This is a genomic window from Mycobacterium sp. PS03-16 (assembly GCF_004570325.1).
GTDB lineage: Bacteria > Actinomycetota > Actinomycetes > Mycobacteriales > Mycobacteriaceae > Mycobacterium.
In genome coordinates, this window is the sequence record NZ_SPQO01000007.1 from 132,561 (window position 1) to 145,166 (window position 12,606).

Genomic DNA, 12,606 nt, shown 5'->3' on the forward strand with positions numbered 1-12,606 from the left:
CCGTGCCCTCGGTCAGCCCTGCCCGCCGCCCGGCCCGGTCGCCTGCTGACCGTAACCCGCGAGCCGACGCCCGACCTCGGCGATCTCGTCGTCGCCGAGCACCCGCACCGGCGCTCCGCTGGCCATCGCGCGCAATTGCACGTCGCACAGATATTCCAGGTAGGGCACCATGTCGAGCACCTTCGGCAGCGCCCGGCCGACCAGCACGGCACCGTGGTTGCCCATCAGTGCGGCGGTGCGGTCGACCAGCGCCGCGGTGACGTTGTCGGCCAGCTCCTGCGTTCCGAACGTCGCGTACGGGGCGACGCGCACCGCGCCGCCGAACAAGGCCGCGTAGTAGTGCGACGCCGGTACCTCGTCGGCGACGGTCGACATCGCGGTGGACGCCGGGGCGTGGGTGTGCACCACCGCGGTGTGCGGCGATCCGTGATAGACGGCCAGGTGCAGCGCGAGCTCGCTCGAGGGCTTCAGCAGCGCGTCGACCGGGTTGCCGGCGAGGTCGTGGATCCCGACGTCGCGCGGCGACATCGCCTCGTAATCCACGCCGCTGGGCGAGATGACCACGAGGTCGCCGACGCGCACCGAGACGTTGCCCGCGGTGCCCACCACGAGTCCCGAGCGGCTCAGGAACCGGCAGGCGTCGACGACCTGCCGGCGTTCGCGGCCGAGCCGGAGGTCCGGCGCGGTCACGGTTCGAGGATGTACTTGGAGCCGCGGCCGGCGGCCATGTCCTCGAGGCTGGGCACCAGCGCGTCGAGCGGTCGGCGCTCGGTCACCAGCATCGACCCGTCGACCTTCCGGCTCGCCAGCAACTCCACCGCCACCCGGACGAAGTCGGGTGTGTGGTGGAAGACGCCCTTGAGCGTGTACTCCTCGTAGTGCATGGCGCTCGAGTCGACCGAGAACATCGCGCCCTTGGGCGTCCCGCCGAAGAGCACCGCCGTCGCGCCGGGGCGCAGGGTGCGCACCGTCTGCTCCCAGACCTGAGGCAGGCCGACGGCTTCGATGCCGACATCCGCCCCGCGGCCGTACGGGGTGCGGCTCTTGATCAGCGCCACGCGATCCTCGAAGTCCGGAACCTCCGAGAGGTCAACGGTTTCCACCGCGCCGGCCATCTTCGCCTGTTCCAGCCGCCAGGACGACTGGTCGACCGAGATCACATTGGCGCCGCGTAGCGTCGCGAGCCGCACGAACATCAGGCCGATCGGCCCGGCCCCGTGCACGACGACGGTGTCGCCGAGTTCGATACCGGTCTCGTGCATTCCGTGGACCACGGTGGCCAACGGCTCCAGCGGTGCGGCGTCGGCGAAGTCGAGGTCGTCGGGCAGCCGGTAGGTGTTGCGCTGCACGATGGCCGCGGGGATGATCACCTCCTCGGCGAAGGCGCCGTTGAGGAATTCCAGGTTCTCACACAGGCTCTGGCGGTTGCGGGTGCACGCCCAGCAGTGCCCGCACGGCACCGTGTTGGCCGCCGTGACGCGGTCACCAACCGCGAAGCCGGTGACGCCGTCGCCCACAGCGGTGACCACTCCGGCGAACTCGTGCCCGAATCGCGACGGCAGGACGGGAAAGAGCTTCGGATGCCCCCGCCGGTAGGACTTCAGGTCCGTCCCGCACGTCGCCGCGGCCTTGACCTCGACCAGCACCTCCCCCGGCGCCGGTTCGGCGCTGGCGAGATCCTCGAGTCGTAACTCTCCTGGCCCGTAGAACATGGCCGCTCTCATCGCATTACTCCTTGCGTGTCGTGGTGCTGAGGTAGGTCGTGGAGCGCGTGCAGCAGGCTCCGGGTCTCGGTGTACATGCGTTCGTAGATCGACCGCAGTGCCGCGTATTCGGTCACTGCCGGGTCCCGCGGTTCGACCACGGCATCGATCTGGGCCACCGCGGCCGCCGCCTCGGGCAGCGTGGCGTACTCGCCGATGGCGGTCAGCGCGATCGCGGCCGCGCCGAGCGCGCTGACCTCCCCGGAGGCGCAGACCTCCAGGGGGCGGCCGAAGACGTCGGCGAGGATCTGGGTCCACAGCGCGCTGCGTGCGCCGCCACCCATCGCGCGCAACACGTCGACCCGTTCGCCACGGGCGGCTTCCAGTCCGTCGAGCTGCAATCGCAGTTCGAATGCGATGCCCTCGAGCAGCGAGCGGTAGAAGTGTGCCCTGGTGTGGCAGCCGCGCCAGCCCACCGTCAGCCCGGAGGCCTGGGTGTCCCAGTGCGGTGTCTGCGCGGAGTTCCAGTACGGCAGCGTGAGCAGTCGCTCGCTACCCACCGGCAGTGCGGCGGCGGCGCGTTCGAGCTGCGGGTCCGGCGCCCCGGCGAGGTCGGGATCGCCGAACTCTTCGCGGAACCAGGTCGGCAGGTAGGTGCCGGATGCGCTGAACGTCTCCACGGTGGTCTGCCCGGGCATCGCGGAGACCATCGACCGGTACGCCCGCGAGGGCAGATACGACGGGGTCTCGCTGCCGATCACCACCGCGGTCCCGAGGACCAGGTAGGCGGCGCCCGGATCGGTGACCGCCAGCCCGACGCCCGCGGCCTGGCCGTCACCGGTGCCCGCGACGACCACGACGTCGCGGCGTACGCCCCAGCGGTCGGCGACGTCGGTGAGCAGGGGACCCAACGGCGTTCCGGTGGGCACGAGGTCGGGAAGCTGTTCGCGGCGCAGGCCGGCCAGCTCGAGCAGCTCGGGGCTGTAGTCACCGGTGGCCTGGTCGATCAGCGCCAGCGGATCGGTCGAGGCGAGGCTCGACGTCCAGTGTCCGGTCATGGCGTGCACCAGATAGGAGTGGACGTCGGCGACGCGGTGACAGCGGGCCATGGTGTCGGGTTCGCGGTCGCGCAGCCAGAGCAGCTTGTAGAGACCGGGCGTGATGTCGGCCGGTTTGCCGGACAGCAACTCGACCCGGTCGGTGCCGTAGCGCCGCACCTCGACGTCGGCGCGGCCGTCCATCCACAGGATCGCCGGCCGCAACGGCTTTTCGTCGGCGTCCAGGCACGCGAACGTCTCCCGCTGATGGGTCACGCAGATCGCGGCGACGGCGCTCCGGTCGGGGATCTCGTCGAGCGCCTGCCTGACGGCGAGGTCGGTGGCCGTCCACCACTGGGGCGCCTGCTGTTCGAACCAGTGCGGCGCCGGGCTACGGGTGTCGAGCGCCTGTGCCCCGGCACCGACGAGCCGGCCGCGCGCGTCGACGACGATCGCCTTGGCCGCCGTGGTGGAGCAGTCGACGGCGATCACCAACGGTGTCGTCATGACTGCCCCTCCTGATCGGTGGCGGCGGCTTCGAGGCGCGGCGCCAGGACGACGTTCGCGCCGCTGTCTGCCATGCGTCGCCGCTCCTCGGGATCGAGGGCGTCGTCGACGACGACCGCGTCGAACTCCTCGAGGTCACAGATCCGGTGGATGGCCCGGCGGGCCACCTTGGTGTGATCGATCAGCAGGACGCGGATCTCCGCACTCGCCATGAACGCGCGCTTGAGATCGGCGGCCGGACTCGAGGGGTGAAAACACGCCCCGCGCGAGACGGCGGGCACCGACATGAACAACACGTCGTAGTGCATGTCGCGCAGCGCGCGCACCGATTGCGGCCCGACGAACGACGAGAACTCGGGGACGAAGTCCCCGCCGACGGCGTTGAGCCGGACGCGCGGGTCGGCCGACAACTCGTTGATGGCGGGCAGGAAGTTGGTCACCACCGTCAAGGGCAGGTGTTCGAGCAGCACCGGCAGCAGATGCAGCGCGGTGGTGCTGTCGTCGAGAGCGACGGCCTGCATGTCGACCCGACCGGCGGCCCAATCGAAGCCCACCCGCGCCACCGCCTGCTTCTCGGCGAGGTTGAGGCTCTTGCGCAACGCGATGTTGCGCTCGAACGCCTCGCTGGGCGGCGCCTCGGCGCCGGACCGCACCTTGCGCAGCATCCCGCGCGCATGCAGGTGGTCGAGATCGCGGTGGATCGTCATCGTGCTCACGCCGAAGACGTCGGCCAGCTCGTCGATGCGGGCGCCACCCCGCGCCTTGACGAACTCCACGATCTCCGAGCGCCGGTGTGAGTGCGTGCCGGTGCGCGACGGCGGTGTGGACACCGCGAACCTCCTCGTGAGCAGCAACACATGCGCACGAGAACATATCACGCGACATCACATAATCAACACATAACGTGTTAAGTAGGGCGCCGTTATAACAGCACGGTCGGCGTCACTGCCCCAGGGTCAACGCCTGCGCGCCGGCGTACCGCTCGTTGACCTGCGGGGTGGCGGCCGCCTCGTAGGTCTCGGTGGCGCCGGACGACCATGCCGGGGGCGTGTCCTGCTGCGACACCACCCACGCGGCCTGCCGGGCGGCGCCCAGCGCCACGTACTCGGCCGGTGTCGGGACGTGCACCGGACGGCCCCACACCGCGGGCGCGATCCGGCGCACCGCCGCCGACCGGGCGCCGCCGCCGACCAGGATGATGCGGTGCACGTCGATGCCCTGGGCGGAGATCTTGTCGATGCAGTACGCCATGGAGGCCAGCAGGCCTTCGACCGCCGCCCGCGCGATGTTGGCCGCCGTCAGGTTCCGCGTCGTCACACCGTGCAGCGCCCCCGAGGCGCCCGGCAGGTTCGGCGAGCGTTCCCCGTCGAAGTAGGGCACCAGCGTGAGCCCTTCGGCCCCCGCGGGCGCCTGCAGCGCCAGGCGGTCCAGTTCGTCGAAGTCCACCCGCAGCATGTTCGCGGTGGCCGCCAGCACGGGCGCGCCGTTGAGCGTGCACACCAGCGGCAGCTGCCGGCCGGTCGCGTCGGCGAAGCCCGCCACGATGCCTTCCGGATCGCGCGGGGCGGTGGTCCCGACGGCGCTCACCACACCGGAGGTGCCCAGCGACACCACGCAGTCGCCGGGTTCGGCGCCCAGGCCGAACGCGGCAGCCGCGTTGTCCCCGGCCCCGGGGCCGAGCGGGGCGCCCGCCGGCGTCCGGCCCGCCTCGTCGCGCGGCCCCACCACGAGCGGCACCGCGGGCCGGCGCCCGCGCATGGCCATCTCCAAGAGCTCGGGGTCGTAGTCGCCGCTGCGGGCGGAGAAGTAGCCGGTGCCGCTGGCGTCACTGCGATCGGTCCGCAGGTCGGCGATGTCGGTGGAGCCGGACAGCCGCCAGGTCAGCCAGTCGTGCGGAAGGCATACGGCGGCAGTGGCTTCCGCGTGGGCGGGCTCGGTGTCGGCGAGCCAGCGCAGCTTGGTTGCGGTGATGGAGGCGACCGGGACGACGCCGATCCGCTCGGCCCAGGCCGCAGGCCCACCCAGCTCCTCGACCAGCTCGGCCGCGGCGGGGCCGGAGCGGGTGTCGTTCCACAGCAACGCATCTCGCACCACCGCGCCCGACTCGTCGAGGCACACCATGCCGTGCTGCTGGGCGCCCACCGACACCGCGGCGACGTCGTCGAGGCCGCCGGCGGCGGTGACGGCGGCCTGCAGCGCCGCCCACCACAGCTGCGGGTCGACCTCTGTCCCGTCCGGATGCGGTGACGTCGCCGACCGAACGATCTCACCGGTGTCGGCATCGCACACCAGAACCTTGCACGACTGGGTCGACGAGTCGACACCGGCAACCAGCGCCACCATGGCCTCCTATGTTCAGACGGACAACCAGCCTATCCAGCCGGGCCCGCCGCAGCAGGGACGGCGGCACCGTCCTCGCGGCCTCGCTGCCCACAGCCCGCCGGACGTGCGTCCACTGCGGAATTCGGGCCGACTTCTCGCAGTGAGCGCACACTCGCCGTGACAGCGCGACAATCAAGTGATGAGCATCGGAGATCGGTGGGATCCCGAACGCGACGAGACGCAGGCGCAGCGGCTCGACCGGAACTGGGCCGGCCTGCTGCAGGAGCTGCGCGTCGCCCAGACCGGTGTACAGGTGCTCACCGGTTTTCTGCTCACCCTCCCGTTCCAGCAGCGGTTCACCCAGCTCGGTGACGGCGCGCGGCTGGTCTACCTCGTCACCGTGGCGTGCTCGATCGGGTCCACCGTCCTGCTCGTCGCGCCGGTGAGCATGCACCGCGTGCTGTTCCGCAGGCACCGGCTCGACGTGCTGGTCGCCTCGTCGCACCTGTGCGCGATGTGGGGTCTGCTGCTGTTGGGCCTGACCCTGGCCGGTGTCGCGGCGGTAATCTTCGACGCGGTGCTCGGCCCCGCGAGCGCCTGGGCCGCCGGGGTGCTGACGTTGGTCGCGCTCACGTCGTTCTGGCTGGTCCTGCCGGTTCGGGAACGGCGCGACAGAAGGCCGGACTGAGGAGTTTGTGACGTCGTCGGCGGGGGAACACACCCGCCATGCTGATCCGACGTATCGCGCGACCCATGTTGTCTGCTGTGTTCATCGGGCGGGGTGTGGAGGCGCTGCGCAGCCCCAAACCGGCTGCGGACGCCGCCCGGCCGACGCTCGAAGGCCTGAGCAAGCTGCCCGATCCGGTCGGCACCAACGTGCCGTCGAATGCCGAGACCGTCGCGAAGATCACCGCCGCGGTGCAGATCGGCGGCGGGCTGCTGCTGGCGACCGGCAAGATGCCGCGTCTGGCGTCCGCCGCGCTGGCGTTCAGCGTGGTGCCGGGAAGCCTGGGCGGACACACCTTCTGGAGCGAGACCGACCCGGCCCGTAAGGCCGAAGAGCGGCGCGCCTTCCTCACCGACGTCAGCCTGATCGGCGGGCTGATCATCGCCGCGGTGGACACCGAAGGCAAGCCGTCGCTGGGCTGGCGCGGCCGCAAGGCCGCCGAGAAGGCCGCCGGTGCGGTCACCGCGGCGCTGCCCGTGGGCGCCGCCGCCGGTCACTCGCTGACCGACAGTGAGTTCGCCGAGAAATTGGGCCACGGCCTGCATGTCGGCGCCGAGCGTGGCCGGGAGCTGGCCACGGTGGCCGGCAAGCGCGGCGCCGAACTCGCCGAGGTGGCCCGCGAGCGCGGCTCGGAGTGGGCCGAGGTCGCCGGCAAGCGCGGTGCGGTGCTGGCCGACGCGGCGAGCAAGCGCAGCGCCGAACTCGCCGAGATCGCCAGCAAGCGCAGCGCCGAACTGGCCGACGCCGCGGGCAAGCGCGGCGCCGTGTGGGCCGACGTCGCCCGCGAACGCGGTTACGAGTGGGCCGATGTCGCACGCGAGCGCGCACCGGAACTGGCCGACGCGGCCAGCCGGCGCAGCGCCGAGCTGGCCGAGTTGGCGCGCGAGCGCGCCAACGAGCTCGCCGACACCACCCGTAGCCAGGTCAAGCAGTCCAAGAAGCAGGCCAAGCGCCGGCTGCGCTGACCAGCCGCGACTCTCACCGACCGGACCGGGCGCGTCGAAGCGCCCGGTCCGTTGTCGTCGGACGGTACATTCGTCAGACCCCACTACGCGGTCAGGAGCGGATGCGATGACAACCGGTGACTACCCCCCTCAACCGGGCCAGCCCCAGTACGGACAACCCCAGTACGGTGGACCGCAGTACGGTGGGCCGCCACCCGGTCAGCCCCAGTACGGCCAACCGCCCTACGGGCAGCCGCAATACGGGCAGCCGGGCGGATATCCCCCGCCGTTCGGCGGCACCCAGCCCGGCAGCCTGGGCATGCGGTTCCTCGCCCGCCTGATCGACGGCATCATCGTCGGCATCGTCGGCGGCCTGGTGATCCTGCTGACCGGGACCTCCGACAACTTCTGGGTCACCGGACTGTTCACCGGTGCGCTGTCGTTCCTGTACTACGTCGTGTTCGAGGTGACGCAGGGGTGGACGCCGGGCAAGAAACTGCTCGGTATGAGCGTGCGCGGCCCCGGTGGCGCGCCGAAGCCGTCGGCGTCGCAGTCGGCTATTCGCAACTTGTTCACGCTGCTGCCCATCATCCCGTTCGTCGGCGGCCTGCTCGGCGTCATCGCGATCGTGGTGATCGCGGTGACCATCAACGGCAGCCCGACCAAACAGGGCAAGCACGATGAGATGGCCGGCGGCACCCAGGTGGTCAAAGGCTGACGCTCGCGGGCGGCTGAGCCCGACTTTCGCACTCCGGAGATCCCCCGACACCGCCCCGCGGGTCGGGGGATTTCTTGGTCAGGAAGCGGTGTCGGTGCGCGACAGGTACGTCTCGATGATCGCGTCGATGTCGCGGGCGACGTCGATGGTCACGCCCCGCTCGTCGTCGCCGAGCGGTTCGAGCGTCGCGAACTGCGACGCCAGCAGCGAAGCCGGCATGAAGTGACCGGGCCGGCTCGCCTGCCGCCTGCCGATCACGTCTTGCGTACCGCTCAGGTGCAGGAATTCCACTGCGGCGCAGTGTCCCCGCAGCTGGTCGCGGTAACGGCGCTTGAGCGCCGAGCAGCTCATCACGCCGCCGTCCGCGTGGGCGGCCAACCACTCCCCGATCGCTTCCAGCCAGGGATGGCGGTCGGTGTCGTCGAGCGGATGGCCGGCCGTCATCTTCTCGATGTTGGCCGGCGGGTGGAAGTCGTCGGCGTCGGCGAACGGCACCCGCAGCCGCTGCGCCAGCGCGGCGCCCACGGTCGACTTACCGGACCCCGACACCCCCATCACGACGATCGGTGGTGTCATCTTGATCACCTACCCGAAAGTCGGGGCCGCCACACCAGCCGAGCGTGCGCCGACACCGGCTGGTTAGGCTGCCGATGTGACCCGACACCCGCAGTTGGCGCGCCGGTTCTTCGACCGCATCGAGCCGCTTCACGCCGTCACCTACTTCGCCCCGGAAGCGCGTGCGGCGCTGGATGATCTGGGGTACCGCGGCTTCTGGATGGGGTACTTCGCGGCCCGGTCCGCCCCGCTGGGCGTGGTGCCCGCCGAGGTGGTCGGCGCGGTGTTCTACAACTTCGCCCCCGAGCGGGTCGCCAAGGCGCTGCCCGCGGCCTGGGACATCGCGCCGCCCGAAGCGGCCCTGCGCGCGCGGGAGCAGTCGGCCGTCGCCGCGCTGCGGCGCTACGGGGTCGCCGACGGGGACGGCGTTGCGACGGCCGCCGAACTGGCGGCCAAGGCGGCGCGCGGTCTCACCGTCGACGGCAGGCCGCTCTATGCGGCGAACCGGGCGCTGGACTGGCCGCAGGAGCCGGTCGCCATGCTGTGGCACGCGACCACACTGCTGCGTGAACACCGCGGCGACGGCCACGTCGCGCTGCTCACCGCCGCCGGGATCTCCGGGCGCGAGTGCAACGTGCTGCATGCCGCCGACGGCCGGGTGCCCCGCGAGATGATCATGCGCAGCCGCGATTACGACGACGAACAGTGGCAGCACTACGCCGAACGTTTGGCCGAACGCGGTCTCCTCGACGCCGGAGGCGAGCTGACCGACGCCGGGCGGGCCGAGAAGCAGCGGCTCGAGGACGCCACCGATGCGCTGGCGCTGGGCGCCCTCGACGCCCTGAGCGACGACGAGGTGGAGACCCTGTTCCGCGCCCTGACGCCGCTCACGCGCGCGGTCATCGCCGGAGGTGACCTGCCGGCCACCACCCCGATGGGTCTGTCGCGCGCCGACCTCGACGACGACAGCGCCCACCTCGGCTGAGAACCGTCACTTCTTGAGCGGGTCGTGGCCCCAGTTCATCAGTGAGTACCGCCACGCGGTGTCCTCGATGTCACCCGAAGGCCGTTGCGCGAGATGGCGTTTGGCGTAGCCGACCACCTTGCGCATGTGGGCGTAATCCTCGTCGCCGAGGTCGGATTTCTTGGCCTCGAGGATCTTGACGATGTGTCGCCCACTCGCGTGGCCGGTCGCTTCTCCGCCACCGGACTTCTGACCCACCGACTTCGATTCGTCGGTGCCCAGCCACGTGTCGAGTTCGCGCGCGGTCATGTTCACCACGTCCTTGAACTCCGACCAGGTCTCCTGGTGGTCGTCTTTGTGCTTCTCCGCCATTCGCTGTCGCCTACTTCTTCTTCAGCGCCTCGGGCTTGTGCACGGCGTCGTTACCGCTCTTCTCGCTGCGCACGCGGTACTGCGGCTCCTCTTTCGACGCCTTCACCTTGCGGCCGGCCGCCTCCGTCTCCTTGGTGATCTTTTCCTCGACCTTGCCTTCGGCCGTGCTGCCGTGACTCTTCCAGGTGACCTTGTCACCCTTGTGGAATTCCTGGTTGCTCATGACGCGCGCATACCCGCATGCCTGCGGTTGATCCCGGGTGCGCCCAACCCGTCACATTTTCGTCGTCACCGCGGCGCGTACATGATCAACCCGACGCCGACCAGGCAGATCAGCGCGCCGGTGATGTCCCAGCGGTCGGGGCGGAACCCGTCGGCCACCACCCCCCAGATCAGCGATCCGGCGATGAAGACCCCGCCATAGGCGGCGAGCACGCGCCCGAAGTGCGCGTCGGGTTGGAAGGCGGCGACGAAGCCGTAGGCCCCGAGCGCCAGCGCACCTGCCCCGACCCACAGCCAACCGCGGTGTTCGCGGACCCCCTGCCACACCAGCCAGGCGCCGCCGATCTCGAGCAGCGCGGCAAGGATGAACAGGGCGATCGACTTGGCCACCATCACGACGACCACCCTGCCCTGTCTAGGTGTTGCGGTTCCACTCCAGCCAGCCGGTGCCGGTGCGGCCGTCGGCGGTGGTGACCACGGCCCACGCGCGGGGAAACAAGCTGACCCGCCCGTCGGCGGCGGTCAGGCGGACCGGCGCTTGCCCGCGGATGTCGACCTCGATTGTGGTGTCGCCGGGTTGCAGGGCGAGCGTGGTGGTGACCGGCAGGCCGTTGTCGGCGAAGGTGGCCCGCGCGGTCACCGCGGTGGTCTCGGTGAGCGCCGCGCCGGCCGCTTGCACGTATCCGACGCTCATCGGCGGTGCACCGGGGATGCGCAGGTCGACGCCGTGGGTGTGGGTGCCGTCGTCGAGGTGCAGCGCGTGCCACACCCAGTCCATGGCCCACCAGTCGCGCACTCCCCACGAGTGGTCGCGCTGGCCGGGCACCGACTCGAACGCGTAGTCGCGGCCGTCGGCGGCGACCGTGCCCGACACCGTGCAGGCGATCTCGTACCGGGACGTGATGCGGTACTGGTACGGCGTGCCCACCGTGGTCCACGTCAGGTCCATCGACAGGTCGGTCGGCCGGCCGGGCTCACCGCGCAGCAGCGCGGCAGGATCGTCATACGCGGCGCCGCGCCCCCGCACGGTGACCCGGAACGTGCGCAGCGGGTCGGCCGGGTCGAGCCGCAATTCGACGCCGGCACCGCGGGTTTCGCGGTAGTCGGTGGGCACCGCCGCCTCGAAGTCGACGATCGCGATGGTGGGCATATCGGGACCGCACAGCAGCGCGTTGATCCAGGCCGTGTCCTGGTTGGGCACCAGGCCGAGCCGGATCCAGCCGCCGATCCCGGCGCGTCGGTCGACGAAGTCGAAGTACCAGCTCTCGTTCCACATCTCCTCCGCACCCGGAGGATGGGATCCCTCGTCCTCGGCGGTGGGCTGCAGCGGGGTGTCGGCCACGGCGGCGGGCAGCACCCCGAGCGCGTCGGTGTCGAGGACGTGCTCGCAGTGGCGGCGCAGCATCGTCATGAACATGTGGTCGCCGCGTTCGGTGCGTTCGACCAGCATCGAGGACACGATCGCCATCATCACCCCGAAGAAGCTCTGTCGGCGCACGCCGTCGCGCACGGCGGTGAAGTCGACGGGGGCCTGCGCGCCGAGTGCGTCGTGGTAGGCGTGCAGCAGCGCGTCGTAGTGGGTGCGCCGGTCTTCGGTCGGCAGCGCGCAGCCGAGGAAGTAGGCGACGTCGGTGAAGGCCGGCCCCCAGGTGACGGTCTGCCAGTCGACGACGGTGAGCGCGCGGTCGGCGCCGGGCTGGCCGAACAGCATGTTGTCGAGGCGGTAGTCGCCGTGAATCAGCCCCTGCACCGGGGTGGCCGCCTCCGCCTCGAGGTACGCGTCGAACGCGGCGACCAGTCGCTCACACACTTGTCGGTGCTCGGGGGCGATCTGCTCGGCGTAACGGTCGGCGAATCCCGCCCACAGCTGGGCGATCAGCGCCTGATTCATCGGCGACTCGCGGTTGAGCCACTCCGCATCGGCCAGCGCCGCGTTCCCGAGCAGCGGTCCGTGCACGCGGCCCAGTTCGGCCAGCGCGAGCGCGGCCTGCTCGGCGGTGGCGCCCCGGATCTCGTCGCCCACGACGGCGGGCGCGGCGTCGCCCAGCACCAGGTCGAACGCACCGGTCTGCGGGTCGTAGGCGGCGTGGTAACACGGGGCGACCGGCCCGGCCAGGCCCGGCGCGATGTCGGTGTAGAACCGCACCTCGCGTCCGTAGAGTCCGAGCGCCAGCCCGGTCTGCCTGCTGTTGGTATCGGTGGCCGCGACCTTGAGCACCACCGACGCCGGGCCGGTGGACCCCTCGGCATAGGTGAGCGTCACCCGGTAGCACTCGCTCATCTGACCGGTGCCGATGCGGTCGAACGTGAAGTCGGCGACGGTACCTGCGCGCAGCACCGTGCTCAGCCAGTCGGCCGTCAGATCTGTGGGACGTTCGATGACGAGGTCTGCAGTGTGAGCCACACCGAGAACCTAGCAGTGGGCTGCATCACACTGTTGACGGGTGTCAATCAGTGTGTGCGCCGCGCCGCGGGTGCGTTTTCAGCCGGCCGCCGCGGCGCGTCGCGGATGAAAGCGCACTCGGGGAAGACGGC

The 12,606-nt window shown here is 70.9% G+C and carries 14 protein-coding genes; 4 read left to right on the top strand and 10 right to left on the bottom strand.

Translation table 11 applies throughout. The features are described from left to right. Positions 1-12 precede the first annotated feature (12 nt). From E4P42_RS08545 to E4P42_RS08565, 5 genes are all read right to left on the bottom strand, one after another. Positions 13-690: a class II aldolase/adducin family protein gene (locus E4P42_RS08545; protein ID WP_135125055.1), complete on the bottom strand. Its 678-nt coding sequence runs from the start codon at positions 688-690 to the stop codon at positions 13-15. Continuing rightward, the gene (locus E4P42_RS08550) at positions 687-1,724 is read right to left on the bottom strand and encodes a zinc-binding dehydrogenase (protein ID WP_135125057.1); all 1,038 of its coding nucleotides are present in this window, start codon (positions 1,722-1,724) and stop codon (positions 687-689) included. The genes E4P42_RS08545 and E4P42_RS08550 overlap by 4 nt, the downstream gene beginning before the upstream one ends. Continuing rightward, entirely contained in the window at positions 1,721-3,247 is a 1,527-nt protein-coding gene (locus E4P42_RS08555) for an FGGY-family carbohydrate kinase (protein ID WP_135125059.1), read from the bottom strand. The genes E4P42_RS08550 and E4P42_RS08555 overlap by 4 nt, the downstream gene beginning before the upstream one ends. Continuing rightward, positions 3,244-4,077, bottom strand: a complete 834-nt coding sequence (locus E4P42_RS08560; protein WP_167759407.1) for a DeoR/GlpR family DNA-binding transcription regulator — start codon at positions 4,075-4,077, stop codon at positions 3,244-3,246. Before E4P42_RS08560 ends, E4P42_RS08555 begins: the two co-directional genes overlap by 4 nt. A gap of 112 nt (positions 4,078-4,189) precedes the next feature. After that, positions 4,190-5,587: a xylulokinase gene (locus E4P42_RS08565; protein WP_167759414.1), complete on the bottom strand. Its 1,398-nt coding sequence runs from the start codon at positions 5,585-5,587 to the stop codon at positions 4,190-4,192. Between the two features lie 181 nt (positions 5,588-5,768). Here E4P42_RS08565 and E4P42_RS08570 point away from each other — a divergent pair, with 181 nt between their 5' ends. The 3 genes from E4P42_RS08570 (at position 5,769) to E4P42_RS08580 (ending at position 7,958) form a co-directional block, all read left to right on the top strand. Further along, on the top strand, positions 5,769-6,257 hold the full coding sequence (locus tag E4P42_RS08570; protein ID WP_135125067.1) for a DUF6328 family protein: 489 nt from the start codon (positions 5,769-5,771) through the stop codon (positions 6,255-6,257). 38 nt (positions 6,258-6,295) lie between these two features. Continuing rightward, positions 6,296-7,261, top strand: coding sequence for a DoxX family protein (locus E4P42_RS08575; protein WP_135125070.1), 966 nt, complete (start codon positions 6,296-6,298; stop codon positions 7,259-7,261). 106 nt (positions 7,262-7,367) lie between these two features. Beyond that, positions 7,368-7,958 carry an RDD family protein gene (locus E4P42_RS08580; RefSeq protein ID WP_135125073.1) on the top strand — a complete coding sequence of 197 codons (591 nt, stop codon included), beginning with the start codon at positions 7,368-7,370 and terminating at the stop codon, positions 7,956-7,958. A gap of 78 nt (positions 7,959-8,036) precedes the next feature. On the opposite strand, the gene E4P42_RS08585 is transcribed toward E4P42_RS08580, so the two are convergent. Further along, positions 8,037-8,534 (bottom strand): gluconokinase, encoded by a 498-nt coding sequence (locus E4P42_RS08585; RefSeq protein WP_135125075.1) that lies wholly within the window; start codon positions 8,532-8,534, stop codon positions 8,037-8,039. Positions 8,535-8,610: 76 nt separating this feature from the next. On the opposite strand from E4P42_RS08585, the gene E4P42_RS08590 reads away from it, so the two are divergent. Beyond that, positions 8,611-9,498, top strand: coding sequence for a hypothetical protein (locus tag E4P42_RS08590; RefSeq protein WP_135125078.1), 888 nt, complete (start codon positions 8,611-8,613; stop codon positions 9,496-9,498). Positions 9,499-9,504: 6 nt separating this feature from the next. Here the strand turns inward: E4P42_RS08590 and E4P42_RS08595 are convergent, their stop codons facing one another. From E4P42_RS08595 to E4P42_RS08610, 4 genes are all read right to left on the bottom strand, one after another. Next, positions 9,505-9,849, bottom strand: coding sequence for a DUF3140 domain-containing protein (locus E4P42_RS08595; RefSeq protein ID WP_135125080.1), 345 nt, complete (start codon positions 9,847-9,849; stop codon positions 9,505-9,507). Between the two features lie 10 nt (positions 9,850-9,859). Further along, positions 9,860-10,072: a DUF2945 domain-containing protein gene (locus E4P42_RS08600; protein ID WP_135125083.1), complete on the bottom strand. Its 213-nt coding sequence runs from the start codon at positions 10,070-10,072 to the stop codon at positions 9,860-9,862. A 65-nt stretch (positions 10,073-10,137) separates the two neighbouring features. Next, positions 10,138-10,464, bottom strand: a complete 327-nt coding sequence (locus tag E4P42_RS08605) for a YnfA family protein (protein WP_135125267.1) — start codon at positions 10,462-10,464, stop codon at positions 10,138-10,140. 22 nt (positions 10,465-10,486) lie between these two features. After that, positions 10,487-12,475, bottom strand: a complete 1,989-nt coding sequence (locus tag E4P42_RS08610; RefSeq protein WP_135125086.1) for a phosphotransferase — start codon at positions 12,473-12,475, stop codon at positions 10,487-10,489. Positions 12,476-12,606 lie beyond the last annotated feature (131 nt).